The organism is Chryseobacterium salivictor (assembly GCF_004359195.1).
Taxonomy (GTDB): Bacteria; Bacteroidota; Bacteroidia; order Flavobacteriales; family Weeksellaceae; genus Kaistella; species Kaistella salivictor.
The window spans coordinates 1,987,050-2,004,359 of the sequence record NZ_CP037954.1 but is presented as its reverse complement, the minus strand read 5'-3'; the positions used below and the strand labels follow the sequence as shown (position 1 = coordinate 2,004,359).

General features: G+C 37.1%; 19 protein-coding genes and 1 tRNA gene. 4 read left to right on the top strand and 16 right to left on the bottom strand.

Annotated features, from left to right (window positions below; genetic code table 11):
• Nucleotides 1-172: 172 nt before the first annotated feature.
• On the bottom strand, nucleotides 173-583 hold the full coding sequence (locus tag NBC122_RS09220; protein WP_133440101.1) for a thiol-disulfide oxidoreductase DCC family protein: 411 nt from the start codon (nucleotides 581-583) through the stop codon (nucleotides 173-175).
• Nucleotides 583-1,080 (bottom strand): heme-binding domain-containing protein, encoded by a 498-nt coding sequence (locus tag NBC122_RS09215; protein WP_133440100.1) that lies wholly within the window; start codon nucleotides 1,078-1,080, stop codon nucleotides 583-585. The genes NBC122_RS09220 and NBC122_RS09215 overlap by 1 nt, the downstream gene beginning before the upstream one ends.
• Nucleotides 1,081-1,225: 145 nt before the next feature.
• On the opposite strand from NBC122_RS09215, the gene NBC122_RS09210 reads away from it, so the two are divergent.
• From NBC122_RS09210 to NBC122_RS09200, 3 genes are read left to right on the top strand one after another with little or no spacing between them, the layout of a single operon-like run.
• Nucleotides 1,226-1,864: a peroxiredoxin gene (locus NBC122_RS09210; RefSeq protein ID WP_133440099.1), complete on the top strand. Its 639-nt coding sequence runs from the start codon at nucleotides 1,226-1,228 to the stop codon at nucleotides 1,862-1,864.
• Between the two features lie 13 nt (nucleotides 1,865-1,877).
• A complete protein-coding gene (locus tag NBC122_RS09205; RefSeq protein ID WP_133440098.1) occupies nucleotides 1,878-2,186 on the top strand; it encodes a thioredoxin family protein in 309 nt (102 codons plus the stop codon).
• Nucleotides 2,186-2,434, top strand: a complete 249-nt coding sequence (locus NBC122_RS09200; RefSeq protein WP_133440097.1) for a DUF6952 family protein — start codon at nucleotides 2,186-2,188, stop codon at nucleotides 2,432-2,434. Before NBC122_RS09205 ends, NBC122_RS09200 begins: the two co-directional genes overlap by 1 nt.
• A 57-nt stretch (nucleotides 2,435-2,491) precedes the next feature.
• Here NBC122_RS09200 and NBC122_RS14570 read toward each other — a convergent pair whose 3' ends face one another.
• The 13 genes from NBC122_RS14570 to NBC122_RS09135 form a co-directional block, all read right to left on the bottom strand.
• The gene (locus NBC122_RS14570) at nucleotides 2,492-2,995 is read right to left on the bottom strand and encodes a hypothetical protein (RefSeq protein WP_246012305.1); all 504 of its coding nucleotides are present in this window, start codon (nucleotides 2,993-2,995) and stop codon (nucleotides 2,492-2,494) included.
• Nucleotides 2,996-3,197: 202 nt separating this feature from the next.
• Nucleotides 3,198-4,763 carry an NAD(P)/FAD-dependent oxidoreductase gene (locus NBC122_RS09190; RefSeq protein ID WP_133440096.1) on the bottom strand — a complete coding sequence of 522 codons (1,566 nt, stop codon included), beginning with the start codon at nucleotides 4,761-4,763 and terminating at the stop codon, nucleotides 3,198-3,200.
• A 111-nt stretch (nucleotides 4,764-4,874) separates the two neighbouring features.
• Nucleotides 4,875-5,372 (bottom strand): GNAT family N-acetyltransferase, encoded by a 498-nt coding sequence (locus NBC122_RS09185; RefSeq protein ID WP_133440095.1) that lies wholly within the window; start codon nucleotides 5,370-5,372, stop codon nucleotides 4,875-4,877.
• Between the two features lie 201 nt (nucleotides 5,373-5,573).
• Nucleotides 5,574-6,092 carry a DUF421 domain-containing protein gene (locus NBC122_RS09180; protein ID WP_133440094.1) on the bottom strand — a complete coding sequence of 173 codons (519 nt, stop codon included), beginning with the start codon at nucleotides 6,090-6,092 and terminating at the stop codon, nucleotides 5,574-5,576.
• 83 nt (nucleotides 6,093-6,175) lie between these two features.
• The gene (gene uvrA, locus NBC122_RS09175; protein ID WP_133440093.1) at nucleotides 6,176-9,010 is read right to left on the bottom strand and encodes an excinuclease ABC subunit UvrA; all 2,835 of its coding nucleotides are present in this window, start codon (nucleotides 9,008-9,010) and stop codon (nucleotides 6,176-6,178) included.
• 587 nt (nucleotides 9,011-9,597) lie between these two features.
• Nucleotides 9,598-9,671, bottom strand: a tRNA-Ala gene (locus NBC122_RS09170).
• 83 nt (nucleotides 9,672-9,754) lie between these two features.
• Nucleotides 9,755-10,546 carry a class I SAM-dependent methyltransferase gene (locus NBC122_RS09165; RefSeq protein WP_185145759.1) on the bottom strand — a complete coding sequence of 264 codons (792 nt, stop codon included), beginning with the start codon at nucleotides 10,544-10,546 and terminating at the stop codon, nucleotides 9,755-9,757.
• A complete protein-coding gene (locus NBC122_RS09160; RefSeq protein WP_133440092.1) occupies nucleotides 10,546-10,962 on the bottom strand; it encodes an EamA family transporter in 417 nt (138 codons plus the stop codon). The genes NBC122_RS09165 and NBC122_RS09160 overlap by 1 nt, the downstream gene beginning before the upstream one ends.
• Before the next feature lie 63 nt (nucleotides 10,963-11,025).
• The gene (gene hisS / locus NBC122_RS09155; RefSeq protein WP_133440091.1) at nucleotides 11,026-12,375 is read right to left on the bottom strand and encodes a histidine--tRNA ligase; all 1,350 of its coding nucleotides are present in this window, start codon (nucleotides 12,373-12,375) and stop codon (nucleotides 11,026-11,028) included.
• A gap of 91 nt (nucleotides 12,376-12,466) precedes the next feature.
• Nucleotides 12,467-12,949: a GNAT family N-acetyltransferase gene (locus NBC122_RS09150; RefSeq protein WP_133440090.1), complete on the bottom strand. Its 483-nt coding sequence runs from the start codon at nucleotides 12,947-12,949 to the stop codon at nucleotides 12,467-12,469.
• Between the two features lie 125 nt (nucleotides 12,950-13,074).
• Nucleotides 13,075-13,524, bottom strand: a complete 450-nt coding sequence (locus NBC122_RS09145) for an HRDC domain-containing protein (protein WP_133440089.1) — start codon at nucleotides 13,522-13,524, stop codon at nucleotides 13,075-13,077.
• 89 nt (nucleotides 13,525-13,613) lie between these two features.
• A complete protein-coding gene (locus NBC122_RS09140) occupies nucleotides 13,614-13,943 on the bottom strand; it encodes a single-stranded DNA-binding protein (RefSeq protein ID WP_133440088.1) in 330 nt (109 codons plus the stop codon).
• 458 nt (nucleotides 13,944-14,401) lie between these two features.
• Complete coding sequence (locus tag NBC122_RS09135) at nucleotides 14,402-15,013, bottom strand: pyruvate decarboxylase (RefSeq protein WP_185145758.1); 612 nt, start codon at nucleotides 15,011-15,013, stop codon at nucleotides 14,402-14,404.
• A gap of 173 nt (nucleotides 15,014-15,186) precedes the next feature.
• On the opposite strand from NBC122_RS09135, the gene rpsO reads away from it, so the two are divergent.
• Entirely contained in the window at nucleotides 15,187-15,456 is a 270-nt protein-coding gene (gene rpsO, locus NBC122_RS09130) for a 30S ribosomal protein S15 (protein WP_133440087.1), read from the top strand.
• Nucleotides 15,457-15,726: 270 nt separating this feature from the next.
• On the opposite strand, the gene NBC122_RS09125 is transcribed toward rpsO, so the two are convergent.
• The gene (locus NBC122_RS09125) at nucleotides 15,727-17,079 is read right to left on the bottom strand and encodes a DEAD/DEAH box helicase (protein WP_133440086.1); all 1,353 of its coding nucleotides are present in this window, start codon (nucleotides 17,077-17,079) and stop codon (nucleotides 15,727-15,729) included.
• Nucleotides 17,080-17,310: the final 231 nt, after the last annotated feature.

Genomic DNA, 17,310 nt, shown 5'->3' with positions numbered 1-17,310 from the left:
CTTTGGGAAATATTAATGGATAAACGGGCTAAAGCGCGTTCCTGTTGATACCGAAACTGATATTTCAAAAAAGTATCACCCTTTCTTTTTTTAACTTTCAGAGAAAGGATATAATGTGCAAAAAGGAATCTCCCGTCTGTCATCTCTGATCTTCTGCGAAGCACTATATCATCTACTCCACAAACTTTTTCCGCTCTTCTGCAGTAGGAATTTCGCAGGCTCCAGAATTGAGTTTTTTCCTGTTTGCCGCTACGCTGTTGTAAAAGAAATCAGTCAGCGAAGTTGGCAAAAACCGCAAATAAGATAATAGTTGATACGATCCTCCGATGAGTTCACAAACCTTGAAAACAGCCTGTGATTTCTGTAAATAATATTTTTCAGGTTTCCAAAGGTAAAGAGTGCTGAGGTTTTTTACTTCCAAATTCCTTTCGCTTAAAAACTGCTGACCAAAATTCGATTGCAAAGCAGCAAACAGAAAATTATTCTTCGAATCTTTTTTTAAGATCCAGTGCACCCAGAAATTACAGAAGCCGCATTCCCCATCATAGAGAACGTAATATTTGGAAGGATCAATTTTTGTCATTATTTAACTTTAAAATCAGATTTTTCAACCGAAGTCGGTAAATCATTTAAAATACGCGTGTCGTTCTCCATAAATTTGAAATAATCGATCACTTGCTTTTTATCCGCCGCATTTAATTTAGCTTCGGGATGAAGGATTACATAAGAATCCAGCGGCATTTCATTTTTCTCCATCATTTCAACAGCTTCTTTCAATTTCTTGATCTGCCGTTTCGTCTCGTAAGTTGCAAAAGTCGAGAAGTTCAGCTCTTTTCTGCCTTCTTTAATATGGCTTTCCAGAAACCAACCAAATGGCTGCGTATTCGCATACCACGGATATTTTGTTTCATTGCTGTGACAGTCGTAACAGGCATTTCGAATTAAATTAGCCGTTTTCTCGGGGGTGTTTTTAATTTTTAAGAAATCCATTTGCGGTGTGGCAACGGGATTATTCTTATCAATCGGAAAAAACTGTATCAGTATAAAAGCCACGATGATAATTATCAGTACTTTTTTCATTTTAAAAATTTTGTTGTGTGAATTTATAACTTTAATTTTAAATGAGAAAAAACTTTCAACGTTATAGATTTTATAAATCGAAAATCATTTTTTGATTGATGAGAAATTTGTACTTTTGCATCAGAAATTTTAAAACAACAATATTATGTCATTAGTAGGAAAAAAATTCCCAAACATCTCCATCGATGCAATGTCTGAAATGGGTGATGATTTAAAAATCAACATTTTTGAAGAAGCAACCAAGAACGAACAAAAGGTTCTTTTATTCTGGTACCCAAAAGATTTCACTTTTGTTTGCCCGACAGAACTTCACGCTTTTCAGGAGGCTTTAGGTGAATTTGAAAAAAGAAATACCAAAGTAATCGGTGCTTCCTGTGACACCAATGAAGTACACTTTGCCTGGTTAAACACCCCAAAAGACAACGGTGGAATCGAAGGAGTTACTTACCCGATCCTGGCAGATACGCACAGACAGTTAGCAAACCTTTTAGGAATTGTAGATCAGGATTTTGATTATGATGAAGAAGGAAACGAATCTTTCACAGGATCAAATGTAACGTATAGAGCTACTTATTTGGTAGACGAAACTGGAAAAATCTTCCATGAAGCGGTGAACGATATGCCGTTAGGAAGAAACGTGAAAGAATTTTTAAGATTAATCGACGCTTACACTCACGTACAAAAACACGGTGAAGTTTGTCCTGCAAACTGGGAAGAAGGAAAAGATGCAATGAAAGCAAACAGAACTTCTACCGCAGAATATTTAGCGTCTCACAAAAACTAAAAAAAAAAGAATTATGTATACAGAATTAGCAGATGACACTTTGCAGCAGATCGTAGCAGACAACGATAAAGTTGTGGTGCAATACGGCGCGACATGGTGTGGAAACTGCCGGATTATGAAACCTAAATTCAAAAAATTGGCGGCAGAAAATGAAGACATTCCTTTTTTATACGTTGATGCAGAAAAATTACCTGAAAGCAGAAAATTAGCAAAAGTAGATAATTTACCCACGTTCGCTATTTTCAGCAAAGGAGAACTGGTGAATCAGGTTCAATCGAATCAGGCAGAAAGTCTTATTAATCTTTTTAAAGAACTTAATTAATGAAATTACCTGTAATCAGACAGTTTTACCAAACGCAGTCTGTAGAAAATCTAGAGAAAACTTTAGAAGTCATCGAAGCATTTACGGAATTCAGAGGAACAACTGAAGAAGATCTTAACGTTGCCGGAGAATTGATTACCAATATCTGCGGCGCACTCGAAGTTCATGCAAATGTTGCGACCGGAATGGCGGAAAGAGACGCGCTGAACTCTTTTGCTCAAAAGGTTTTAGGATCGATCGACAAGTAGTTTTCAAGTAAAAATGAAAGAAAAAAGGTGGGAAAATTATTTTCCCACCTTTTTATTTTAATCGTCTTTACGGTCTTTACGGTCTTTGCGATTTTTGTTGTATTTCTTATTGTGGTCTTTGCCCTTTTTGTAATCCTTATAATTCCGATCTCTGTAGTCGTCATCACGAGATTTTTCCCACTGATTATTTCTTTTTTTCTGTTGCCCTTTCGCGTAATCAGTTGCTTTACCACCGTAGATTTTTTTCGCCTGTCCTGGTGGAAGGTTTTTTCGGTTTTGATTAGGATAATACACGGTTTGGTTTCCGTTTCTTCCTAAAACACCGGGTTGTCCGTACACGTCTCCTGTTCGAATTACCGTTCCGTTTTGATACACATTTCCGTTTCGGTCGCGATAGACTTCACCGCGGCGGTAAACCTGTCCGTCTCCGGCTCTGTAAACCGTACCATTATTTACTCCATCATTGGGGTAACTGTTTCCGTACGGATTCTGGGTCGCACCGCAAGAAGTAAGCGTAACCGCCAAACCTGCTCCTAATAGTATTTTGAATAGATTTTTCATTATTGAAATTTTAAAGATTTAACTTTAGACCTTTCAATGATGATGCCAACTCATAAATAAGTTCGGTTTTTTACTTTATTAAAATGGAAACTTCTATAACCTACTGATTATCTCTATGAAAACGACATCAAATTTGTCCTGTTAATTCGTTTTTATGACTTCAAATTTTCACTAAAAAAACTTTCGAAATTTTAATCAATATCTATTTTAAATTTAAACTTTCCGCCACTTTCAAAGCACATTTTTCCCCATCAATTGCAGCAGAAATAATTCCACCCGCATAACCTGCTCCTTCGCCACACGGATACAAACCTTTGATCTGAAGATGTTCCAAAGAAAAGGAATCTCTCGGAATCCGAACCGGAGACGAAGTTCTGCTTTCCGGTGCGTGCAAAATCGCTTCATTCGTCATGTATCCTTTCATGGATTTTCCAAATTCTACAAATCCCTGCCGCATAATCTGACTTAAAAATCCCGGGAAAACTTCTCCCATTTCAATCGATGTCGTTCCGGGAACATAAGAGGTTTTGGGAATATTTTGCGAAATTTTATTTTGGGTAAAATCGACCATTCTCTGCGCAGGAACTTTTTGAGTTTCGCCGGCCAAATGCCAGGCTTTCTGCTCGATTGCTTTCTGAAACTCCATCCCTGCTAAAGGTCCGAATTTTTGATAAGGTTTGAAATCCTCTAATTTCAACTCGACCACAATTCCTGAATTTGCGGTGGGCTGATCTCTTTTGGAAGGCGACCAACCATTCGTAACCACTTCGCCAGGACTCGTCGCACACGGCGCAATGACACCGCCCGGACACATACAAAATGAGTACATTCCGCGGCCGTTGACCTGTTTTACCACAGAATACGGTGCAGGTGGCAAAAACTCACCACGATAATCGCAGGAATACTGAATCCGGTCAATTAATTCTTGGGGATGTTCTGCTCGTACGCCCAAAGCAAAAGGTTTGGCTTCAATATAAATATTTTTCTTATGCAGCAATTCGAAAATATCCCGTGCGGAATGTCCCGTTGCTAAAATAACTTTATTGGCTGAAATGATGTTTCCATTCTGCAGAACAACACCCTGCATTTCGCTGTTTTTCACCACAAAATCGGTGACGCGGGTTTCAAATAAAACTTCTCCGCCACAAGCGATAATTTGTTCACGGATATCCTGAATAATTTTGGGCAGTTTATTGGTTCCGATATGGGGATGGGCATCGACCATGATATCTGGAGTAGCTCCAAAACCAACAAAAAGTTCTAAAATGCGATCGATATCGCCGCGCTTTTTTGAACGGGTATATAATTTTCCGTCAGAGTAAGTTCCTGCTCCACCTTCGCCAAAGCAATAATTAGAATCTTCATTTACAATTCCGTCAACATTAATGGCTTTCAAATCACGGCGACGGCCCCGCACCTCTTTTCCGCGCTCTAAAACAATCGGTTTCAGTCCCAGTTCTATCAATTGTAAAGCAGCAAACAATCCGGCAGGACCAGCGCCCACCACAATTACTTCCTGCCTGTTCGCGACATTTGGATAGTCCGGTAATTCAATTTTAGCGGGAATATAATCTTCACCAATTAAATAAACAATTCCTTTAACATTTACTTTCACCGCCTTTTGCCGGGCATCGAAAGAGCGTTTCAAAACCACTACTTTAAGAATTTCTTCCGGAGTTATTTTACAGAATTTTGCGACCTGTTGTGCTAATAAATCTTCGCTGGCAGCAACTTGGGGCGATACTTGAAATTGAAATTCTTTTGGCATTGAATAGAGTTAAGAGTAAAGTTTTTAAAAGGTTTTCATCGGATCAATCATTCCTGCTGCAAATTTCTGCTTTTTATTCAATACAAATAATATAAAATAAAAATTTATCATCTAAATTCCCACTACCCTGCTTCTTCTTTCGAGTAACACAACATTTCGCCACTTTCCGTTCATTTCGCCAATTCTTTCTCTTGTGCCGATCATCGTAAAACCATGCTTTTCATGAATTTTCACGCTTACTGTATTCTCGGGGAATATTGCGGCCTGTAAAGTCCAGAAGCCGTTTTCTTCACTATCGAGAATCAGTTTTTTCATCATCACGGTTCCCAGTCCTTTTCCCTGAACTGAAGTGTCTAAATAAATGCTGACTTCGGCAACACCTTTAAAACAATCGCGATTGCTGACAGGTTGCAGGGCGCACCAACCCACCACTTCATCCGTTTCATTTTCTAAGACGAAACGGCACACATTAAAATGTTTGGTATCCCAGGCTTCCCAGGCAGGTGCAACTTTATCGAATGTCGCATTTCCACCGTTAATTCCCTGTTGAAAAATTTCTAAAACTTTATCGCCATCTTCGGGACGCATTGGTCGTATTTCGTAATTCATTGTTTTCTAAATTATAATTTCTGATAAGAGCCTATTTATTTTTTTTGCCGCCAAAGAATCAAAAGAGCAATTCGGAAAATCAGTCATACAAAAGTTGAATTGATTCCTGCATTCCCATTTTGCATTTTTATGGAAATCCTGTTCTCCACTTTTATTCTTTGTCACTTTATGGTTTAAAGATTTATATTTTCAAACAGTTCCTTAAAACTTATGGCTTTTTCTGGGGAATTTTCGACGGCGGCGTGAAAATTTGGTAGAGCCGGTTTCCTTATCGATAGAAATAACACTGATGTTACCGTCAACTTCCAAAACTGCCAGTTTCACATCGATGATTTTTTCGATCCCGTGTTCCCGGACAGCTTCTTCCAACTCATCAAAACTGACTTCCTGTTCCTTCATTTTTAAATTATCCACGACGCCGTCTTTGATTAAAATGATCGGATCAGATTCTACCAGACTTTTAATTTTTGGATTTTTGAAAATTATTTTTTTAACGATAAAATTGGCTACAAATAAAACCAGTGCCGCGACCAAACCGCCTTCTAAACTTACATTAGAACCCACCATCGCATTTTGCACCGCATTGGAAATCAATAAAAGCAAAACAATATCACCAGCGTTTAACTGCGAAAGTTGATTCTTCCCAAAAACCCGGATTGCGGCAAACATAAAAAGATAGACTGCGAGACTCCGTAAAGCGACATCAAGAAATGCATCCATTATTTACTTTTTTATAATACAAAGTAAAAGAAAATAAAAAAACCGAACATCACATTCGGTTTTTGATTTTTCAAATAATTACTTTAACTGTTTAATTCTCTTTTCAAGAATTTTGCAGTTAAAGATTTTTTTGATTTGGCGACTTCTTCGGGCGTTCCTTTGGCAATGATTTCTCCACCGCGGTAACCACCTTCCGGACCGATGTCGATGATATGATCTGCCAATTTAATTACATCTAAATTATGTTCAATAATAATAAACGAATTCCCTAATTCAACCAATTTATTGATGGCGTCCATCAACACTTTTACATCTTCAAAATGCAATCCGGTCGTTGGTTCATCCAAAATATACAAAGTATTTCCGGTTTGTCTTTTCGATAATTCTGTGGCGAGTTTAATCCGTTGCGCTTCACCACCACTCAAAGTTGTGGATTGCTGGCCCAGTGTAATATATCCCAAACCGACATCCTGCATGGTTTTCACTTTGGAAAAAATCTTAGGAATCGGCTGGAAAAATTCTGTGGCTTCATCGATCGTCATTTCCAAAACATCAGAAATGGATTTTCCTTTATAACGGACTTCTAAAGTTTCGCGGTTAAAACGTTTGCCATTACACGTTTCACAATGAACATACACATCAGGCAGAAAGTTCATTTCAATCACTTTCAAACCTCCGCCCTGACAGGTTTCGCAACGTCCGCCTTTTACATTAAAGGAGAAGCGTCCTGCTTTGTAACCCCGGATTTTAGACTCGGGAAGCTCAGCAAAAAGATTCCTGATATCGGTAAACATTCCGGTATAAGTTGCGGGATTCGAACGCGGTGTTCTGCCAATCGGCGTTTGGTCAACATCAACTATTTTGTCGATGTTATCAATTCCTTCAAATTTTTTGTAGGGTAAAGGTTCTTTTACGGCTCTATAAAAATGCTGATTTAGAATTGGATACAAAGTCCCATTAATTAAAGAAGATTTTCCACTTCCTGAAATTCCTGTCACTACAACGAGTTTTCCAAGCGGAATTTCTAAATTGACATTCTTCAGATTATTGCCGGTCGCACCTTTTAGAATTAATGATTTCCCGTTTCCTTCTCTGCGAACTTCGGGAACTTCTATTTTGCGTTTTCCGGTCAGATAATCTGCGGTGATGGTATCTGCATTTAATAAATCTTTCGGTTTTCCCTGCCAAAGAACTTCACCACCGAATTTCCCTGCTCGCGGACCGATATCCAAGACCTCATCGGCTTCCATAATCATATCTTTGTCATGTTCTACAACGATTACAGAATTTCCGATGTCGCGTAAATTTTTCAACGATGCGATCAGTCTTTCATTATCTCTTTGGTGCAAACCAATCGACGGTTCATCTAAAATATAAAGCACATTCACCAGTTGTGAACCGATTTGTGTTGCCAAACGAATCCTTTGAGATTCCCCTCCGGAAAGCGTTCGTGAACTTCTGCTCAAACTCAGATAATCCAAACCGACATCGAGCAGAAACTGCAGTCTGGTTTTGATCTCTTTTAGAATTTCGTGAGCGATAATTTTATTGTTTTTGCTGAATTTATCTTCAACCTGAATCAGCCATTCCTTTAAATCAAGAAGCGATAAAGCATTAATTTCTGCAATATTTTTCCCATCGATTTTAAAACTTAAACTCGACGCCTGCAAACGCGCTCCATTACAGTCCGGGCAAACCTCTTCTGTGGTGAAATGGCGTTCTAACAAAGTAGCATCGTAACTTTCTTTGTCATCAATCATTTCATTAATCAAGGAAACTAAACCATCGAAATTGACTTTGATTTTCTTATTAATTCCTGCCAGTTTTAAATCTTTATTGATTTCTTTGTGGCAACCGTGGTAGATGTAATCCAGGGCTTCTTTCGGAATATCCTTAATCGGCGTTGCCATAGAAAGACCAAAAATCTCCAAGATATTTTTAATCTGACCCAGAATCCATTTGTTAGATTTAATGTCTTCTAACGGCAGCAAACCACCCTGATTGATAGAAAGTTTCGGGTTTTCTACAAAATAGTCGGTATTCACTTTCTTCACCATGCCCAAACCTTTGCAATACGGGCAACTTCCTTTCGGAGAGTTAAACGAAAAAGTATTCGGTTCCGGCAAAGACAATGAATGTCCGGTGTCGGCATCCATTAAATTTTTAGAGAAATACTCTATGCTTTCACTTGCTAATTTTTGAATTCCAATCACTCCTTCGCCCATGTGCAACGCAGTTTTTAAGGATTGTTCCATTCTGGCTTCAGATGCGTTTTCGCCGATAATCCATCGGTCGATCACGATATCGATATCATGGGTTTTGTAGCGGTCGAGTTTTAGATCATATTCAATATCCAGAATCTCGCCATCAATTCTTGCCTGGCCATATCCTTTCTTAGCCATCTGCACAAAAAGCTCGTGGTAATGTCCTTTCCGCGACCGTACTGCCGGCGCAAGCAACATTACCTTCTCTCCTTTGTAATTATTTTTAATGGCGTCTAAAATCTGTTCTTCGGTGTAACTTACCAGTCTTTGCCCGGTCGTCAAAGAATACGCATCGGAAACTCTGGCAAAAAGCAGACGCAAAAAGTCATATAATTCTGTAACTGTTCCAACTGTCGAACGTGGATTTTTATTCGTCGTTTTCTGTTCAATCGCAATCACGGGAGAAAGTCCGTCGATTTTATCAACATCCGGTCTTTCCAGTCCACCGAGGAATTGTCTGGCATACGCCGAAAAAGTTTCGATATATCTTCGCTGACCTTCCGCAAAAATCGTATCAAAAGCCAACGATGATTTCCCACTTCCTGAAAGCCCGGTGATTACGACCAGTTCATTGCGCGGAATTTTAACATCGATATTTTTTAAATTGTGTTCACGGGCTCCGTAAACTTCTATATATTCTTTAGGATCTTTCATTTTTAAACCTCGAAATTTGAATTTTCGGGATTGGCAAAAATACGGAATTTTTATAGGATAATAAGTTAGGAATTCTAGATTGAATTTTAATTTAGAATTAAAAATAATGAATTAAAGCAGCCTCAAAAAATTAATTTAAGAATTGATTTCCACTCCATTTAACCGAATTAAAAAAACATGATCGAGTTTCCCGGGCGATTTAGAAATTGCAGAATCCGCAGACCTGCATCATATCTAAAATATTACCGAAAAAAAACCTGAACGCACCGCGATGGTTTGCAATACTATGGAAAATTTTAAGCTAAAATCCCTGTAAAATATATTGATGGAGAAAAAAAATCAAAACTAATGTTAGTGACTGTTATGATCATTTACCTAGTATTTCTTCAGCAAAAAGGAATGCATATCGAAAACAGTGAAAATTTACGGGCTTGAGTTCATCACATTATTAAAACAAAAAGAAAGTGTCTCAATACTCCAACTAACCCTCAGAGATTCTAATATTTGAACCCTATGCTCGAACAGGAGTCCGTGAGAAAACCATAAAAAAAGCCGTTTCATATAGTTATGAGACGGCTTCTTTTTTGTGGAGGATATCGGGATCGAACCGACCACCTCTTGACTGCCAGTCAAACGCTCTAGCCAGATGAGCTAATCCCCCATTTTAAAATCCAAATTTTACAAAGTAAATTTCGGATTTGCAATGATACAAATTTTTGTGATTTAAAAGCAACATTTCTGTATTTATTTTTTTTCTGCAACCAGGGAATATACGAGAGGAACTCTATTTCCAAATTGTGGGATTTGATATTTTCCTTTTTCGACTTCCTCAATATGCCGGAAACACGGATATGGAGACCAATTGTATTCCTGAAAGTTTTGCAAAAGGAGATCCTCACCTGATAAATTGGTAAAAACTTCTGAAAGCGAATGATTCCAACTCACTTCTTCATTCATCAAATCGGCACGTGGATCGGCGTATGTTCCCTGATTGGTTTCAATAATCTGTTCATTATTAAAATAACTGTGTTTGACAAAAGTGAAGTCGTCATCATACATCCAAACCACGGGATGAAATTCTACAAAGATCAATTGACCCCCAGGTTTTAGAAAATGAGCAATCACTTCGGCCCACTTCTGCAAATCGGGAAGCCAGCCTATTGTGCCATAAGTCGCATAAAGAATATCGAATTTTTGATGTAAAACATTTGGCAAATCATATACATCTGAAACTAAAAACTGCGTATCTGTTTCACACTGTTGCGCTAATTTCTTTGCTGCTTCAATCGATTTATCCGACAGATCGATTCCTGTAACTTTTGCTCCTAAACGGGAAAGTGAAATAGAATCCTGTCCGAAATGACATTGCAGATGAAGAATGTTTTTGTCTTTAACATCTCCTAAAAGATCCAATTCAATGGAATTCAAAGAAGTTCTGCCTTTTAAAAATTCATCAACAAAATAGAAATCAGATTTTAAATGCGTTTCTACTTTTGCATTCCATAATTTACGATTGATGTCGAGATAATTTTCCATTATTTCCAGATTAAAAATAAAGTTCCGGCAATAATTAAACTTGCGCCAACTGCTGTTTTCCAAGTTAATGTTTCTCCTAAAAATATAACGGCAAAAATGATGGTTAAAGCCAAACTGAGTTTATCAATTCCTGCCACTTTCGAGACTTGTCCTATTTGTAATGCTTTAAAATAAAAGATCCAAGAAAGACCGGTTGCTAATCCTGAAATCGTGAGGAAAATCCAGTTTCGAGATGATAATTCTCCGATTGCTCGATATTCATTTCGGAAGAAAACGATTATCCAAATCATGACCAAAACCACAACTGTCCGAATAGCAGTTGCCAGATTAGAGTTTACATTTTCTACACCGACTTTAGCAAAAATCGCTGTCGCTGCTGCAAATAAGGCAGAAAGTAAAGCGTAGATCCACCACATTTTTTGAGTTTATTAATTCTGTAACCGTGACAAGATTCATAATCTTGTCACGGTTACCTTTGTTTAATCTAAAAATTCTTCTACGGTCTGAATAATCTGTTCACCCGCTTTCAAATTCTTAACGGTTATTTTGCCGTCTGCAATTTCCTGTTCTCCGTAGAAAACCAGGTTGGGAATTCCCTTTTTCTCAGCGTAAGTAAACTGTTTTTTCAGTTTTGCAGATTCCGGATATAATTCTGCAGAAATCCCTTTTGTCCGAAGCTGACCAATGACTTTCATCGCCGCTAAAGATTCGGTTTCGCCGTAATTGGCAAAAAGATATTGTACCACGTTTATAGAATCCTCAGGAAATAAACCAAGTTCTTCCATGACCAGATAAATTCGGTCGAGACCAAAAGAAATCCCGATTCCCGGAATGTTTTTCACACCGAAAACTTCGGTTAAATTATCGTATCTGCCGCCGCCGCCGATGGATCCCATCGCAACACCGGTCGCTTTTACTTCGAAAATTGCACCGGTATAATAATCAAGGCCACGTGCTAAAGTAATATCGAATTTTAAACTTTCATCAGAAATTCCCAATTCAAAAGATTTCGTCAATACAAATTCTAACTCTTCTACGCCAGCCGTTCCGATTTCATTTCCCTGAAATTTCTCTTTTAACTGTGCTAAATTATCCAGTGCTTTTTCACTTTGATTAAAAAGAAAATCCAGTTTATCGATAGAGTCCTGACTGATTTTTTTTTCTAAAAGTTCTTTGACAACTCCTTCTTTTCCAATTTTATCGAGTTTGTCGAGTGCCACCGTAAAGTCGATCAGCTGATCTGAAATCCCGGCAAATTCTGCCAGGCCGGAAAGAATTTTTCGGTTGTTCAAATGAAGAACAACATTCACTTTAAGTTCAGCAAATGACTTTAAATACAGTTGAACCAACTCTATTTCCTGCCATAAACTCACGCTTCCCACCACATCAGCATCGCATTGGTAGAATTCGCGGAAACGTCCTTTCTGAGGACGGTCTGCGCGCCACACCGGTTGAATCTGATACCGCTTAAAAGGAAAAGTCATTTGGCCGTGATTCATGGCAACATATCTGGCGAAGGGCACCGTTAAATCATAACGCAATGCTTTTTCGGAAATTTGCGAAATTAACTTTTGCGAGTTTTTGGCCAACCAGTCTTCGTCTTTTGTTTTCGACGCAAAGTCACCGGAATTCAGAATTTTGAAAATCAAACGGTCGCCTTCTTCGCCGTATTTTCCGGTTAAAGTGGAAAGGTTTTCGAAACTCGGTGTTTCTAAAGGCTGAAAACCAAACAGTTCAAAATTCTTTTGTAAAATATTGATAATAAACTTTCTCCGGTAAACTTCTTCGGCGGAAAAATCTCTGGTTCCTTTGGCTAAACTGGGTTTCATAGGTATCGTAATGAATAATAGGTGGTGATTAATTATGCTGGCAATATACTTGCATCAGTCTGCAAAAATACGGAAATATTAATCTAAATCCCTAAAAATGCTTGATCATCCAAAGGTTGCAGCCGCTATGTCCCGAATTGCCCAATGGTTTTTCTAAGTAAGTGAAACCCTGCTTTTCGTAGATGGAAACTGCGGTAGAAAATTCGGGTAAACTTTCAATATAAATGGATTGATAACCCGATTTTTTTGCAAACTCAATACTTTTTTCCATTAATTTTTTGCCCAATCCTTTTCCACGACAATCTTGATGGATATAAAACTTAACGAGTTCACCACATTTTTCCGATAAACCTTCGGTAGGGAAAATCCCGCAACAACCGCATAATTTGCCGTCTAATTCTGCGACAAACAATGCTGAGTTTTCTTTGCTGAACAACTCGTATAAATGATCTGTCGCTGCATCTTCATAAACAGTTCCCGGTGTAGGAACTTCAAAATCATGAAAGCAACTTCGTATTATTATTGCCAAAGCGCCATTATCTGATTTCTGAATTTTTCTAATAATTGTTTCCATTTTATAAATTTAATAAAACTTGCTGATTTAGTACCCTAAAAAAGAGTCTCGATCTGAGGAATTTACAAATCAAAAAAACCGAAGAAAATTTCTCCGGTTTTTGAAAATATATAGTTTTTGTGTTTTTAAACGGTTTCTAAAATCTCAATAATTTCCTGGCCGTAGTTTTCGATTTTATGTTTACCGAAACCTTTGATTTCGAGCAACTCTTCTTTTTTGGCAGGCTTGTATTTCGCAATTGAGAAGAGTTCTTTATTGGTTGCGATAAAATAAACCGGCAGTTTTTGATCTTTTGCTTTTTCCGACCGCCATAATTTGAGCGAGTCGAGAATTTTTATTTCATATATGGAGAGCTCTACTTCCTTTTCTACACTGTATTTTTCAGATTTCGGTTCATTGATCTGCAATTCCAATTCTTCGAAATAAAGAACAACAGACCAATAACTTTCTTCGTCTTTTACAAAAGCGGTTTCGTACTTCAGAATGGTGTTTTGCTGGAGAAAACGGTCGAGCCTTTTTTGATCATTGTAAATGAATTCATCTGATAATCTGATTTTAAATATTTGAATTTTCATGGTATTGTGTTTTTAATATTAATTTTCAAAAGGGAAAGCAAGCCGGATTTCCAGATTTCATGGGGGAAATCCGGTTTTGCTTATCCCTTCTATCTACTGCTCAAAAGCAAAAGTTCTAAAACCCGAACTTCCGTAATGTAGCGTTTCTGACCATCTTTATCATCATAGTTTCGGTATACGATTTTTCCTTCCACGGCGATTTCCTTTCCTTTTTCGACGTATTTTTCCATAATATCTGCTGTTTTTCCGCTGCAGACCAAGTTGTGCCATTGTGTTTCTTCTACTTTTTCACCCATGGCATTGGTGTAATGATCGGTAGTTGCCAAACTTACTCTGGCCAACTTTCCGTTTTCAAATTGTACAATTTCTACGTCTTTTCCTGTTCTACCCACTAGGGTAATTTTGTTTCTTAGTGACATGGCATTAGATTTATATAATTAAACATTAGAAACGAGTCTCACTGTCTTTCCCGAATCTCTACTGCAAAGGTTCACAAGCTTTCAAAAATTAGTCGGTACGGAACCGCTTACTATCGTTTGTATCCATTTGCATCGGATAAAACACTATTTACCAATATTATACAGAAAGTATTTTTTGAGGAAAAAGCTCAAATGTTTTTTAAGAATTTCAAAAGACCAAAAAAATTGGCTCACCAATTCCAAATGGGGATTTTAATATTCTAAATGCGTTAAATGTTTAAAAAAGGAGAAGGATTTAAAGTTTTAAACCACAAAATTTCCGATCAGCGAAACCGAATTTGCGTTTTAAGTAGAATTTTACAGGAAATTTTATGTCCTGCGTTTGTCTGTAATTTTAAATTTAAAAAAAATATTTAGCTCAAAATTTAATTTTCCGTACAAAATCAAGAGCCCAATTTTTAATTATAAGAAAACTGATTCTCCGGGAAAATGTCGAATTCGGTTGAAGCGTTTGCTGTCGAACGGTACTTTTTACGAAGAATTTTATTGATATTTTTTAGGGCACCGGTGGTTCCTATTTTGATGGAATTTTCTGCAGAACCCAGAAGTCGACCGTTCTTTCTGTAGGTATCATAAGAAGTCTCTGCGAGTAATTCACCAGTCGAACTGTAAATTTTCATGCTTACAATCACCTGATTAGAAAAAACATACTTCCCAAATCCTACTTTAAAATATTTTACTTTCGGAACTACCGCATATTGGGCATTATTATTTTCACAAAATTCACTAATGAGCTTTGTTTCTGCATCGTCATAAGGAATATTATAATCTACCCGAAGCAATTTGTTGTTTTTAGAAGAACTTAACTGATCAGACAGTGCTGAGAAAAAAGCGGAATAAGTAGGTTCTTTTATTTCTTCAATATCAGGGAAAACTTCAGGATTGAAATAAAGTATCTGATGAATTTTGGTATCTCTACTCAACAAACCAATCTGGGCAGAAACTACACAGCAAGAAGTTAACAGTAAGAAGACTGTAAAATGTGTTTTAATTAAGTAAAGATTTTTCATGTGTTTTGTACTGCAAAGATACTGCCATCCAATCATATAGACAATAGAATTTTAAGATTTATTTAACATTTGTTATTAAATTTCTGATTTACAAAAGCGATAATGCTTTCAAGATTAAATAATTAGTTGTACTTTTGCACCCGTTACATAATAATCATTAAAACAATATTGGAATGTACTTAACAACTGACAAGAAGAAAGAAATCTTCGGAAAACATGGAAAGTCTGACACAGACACTGGAAGCGCAGAGGGACAGGTTGCCCTTTTTACTTACAGAATTAACCACCTTTCAGGTCACCTGAAAAGAAACCACAAAGACTACGCAACAGAGCGTTCTTTAGTACTTTTAGTAGGAAAAAGAAAAGCACTTTTAGATTATCTTAAGAAAAAAGATATTAATCGTTACAGAGCTATTATTGCAGAACTTGGTTTAAGAAAATAATCATTTTCCAGACAAAATTAAAGCAACTCGAATTCGGGTTGCTTTTTTTATGCTTAAGAGCCAGTAGATTTGCTTTAAAAACCACAAAAGGCACAAAAGTGATATTTTTTTAAATCTTTCAAAAGATCAAAAAAGGAAACTATCCTAAGAAGTTTCCTTTTTTGCTCTTTTGGAGACTGTCCTTTTTGGGATTTTCTTTTATGACATCCGGTTTAAAGATTTATCATTTTTAAACCGGTGCTAAGTTTTTAAAAATAAATTTTTAAAGGATTATTTCTTTTTTTTCGCTTTTGATTTTGCTTTTTCCTGTGCTCGGTTGGCTCCAATTTTTTTCGGAATCTTTCTGGCATGAGGACCACCCCAGTTTTCTTTTTTGTTTTTGTCTTTCTTCTCGTGAAATGCGCCACCACCATCTTCCAGCTTTACCGTATGGGCATTTTTCATCACCACTTCATCTTTTTCAGAAGCGATTTTCACCGGATTGATTTTAACTTCAGCCGGAAAATCTTTGATGATTACCGCTTTATCCATTAAAATTTCTATATCTAATAAGTGGCTGTCTTCATTTTTAGTCACAAAAGAAACAGCAATACCATTTTTATCTGCACGACCGGTTCTACCAATTCTGTGGATATACTGCTCTGGAACTTCTGGAATTTCAAAATTAATAACGTGGGTAATATCTGAAATATCTAAACCACGCGCCATAATATCGGTAGTAATCAATCCGCGGACTTCCTGGGATTCGAAACTTTTCATCGCATTCAAACGGTAATTCTGTGATTTATTAGAGTGAATTACATCGAACTGATCCGGGAAAAGTTCTTCGATTTTGGTATAAAGTAAATCGGCATGCTTCTTATTATTACAGAAAATAAGAACTTTCGAAAAGTCTTTATCTGTTTGTAAAAGATGTTGCAGCAAATTGATTTTGGTATTAAAGTTTTCCACTTTATAACCAATCTGTTCAATTTTCTCCAGCGGCGTTCCTGATTTCGCCAATGAAATTTCCATCGGACCGGAAAAATATTCGTAGAGCAAAGCATCTACTGCTTCGGTCATGGTCGCAGAAAAAAGAATATTCTGTCTTTTATCTTTCATCATCTGGAAAATGTGTGTCAACTGCGCTTTGAAACCAAGATTCAGCATTTCATCAAATTCATCGATGATCAATTTCTGAACTTCTTTCAAAGAAATAGCATTATCAATCGCCAAATCCATTACTCTTCCGGGCGTTCCTACGAGGATATCGCAACCGTCTGCAAAAAGTAATTTTTGAGTTTTAATATTTTTTCCACCATAAATCCCGATGACCCTGGCGGTAATATTTTGGGTTAAATGTTCGACAATTCCTGCAACCTGAACGACCAGTTCACGGGTTGGAACAAGAATAAGCACTGTTGGGTTGCCTGTTTTATTATATTTCCAGGTTTTAAGAACCGGAAGGAGATATGCCAAAGTTTTTCCGGTCCCGGTTTGCGCAATTCCCATCACGTCCCGTCCTGAAAGAATCGGGCTCAGGGTTTTCTGTTGAATCGGTGTCGGTTCAAATAAATTAGAATCCGCTAAAACATCAAGAATTTTTTCGGGAAGATCGAAATCGGCAAAGGTCATTTTTTCCATTTTGCAAAGATAGTTTTTTTGAGAGGATTAGAATATATCTAATTTTTTTTATAAAGCATTAAAAATTTTTATATATGTCTGCTCTCAATCATAATGCAAAGTTTTAACACAAAGTCCGCAAAGATTTTATTTACATACCTTCTGTTTTACTTGTGTTTTTAAGATTCACAAAGGCGTTTCATTTAGCAAGGGAGAAGAAGTTTTAACAATATTACTAATTACGGATATGCA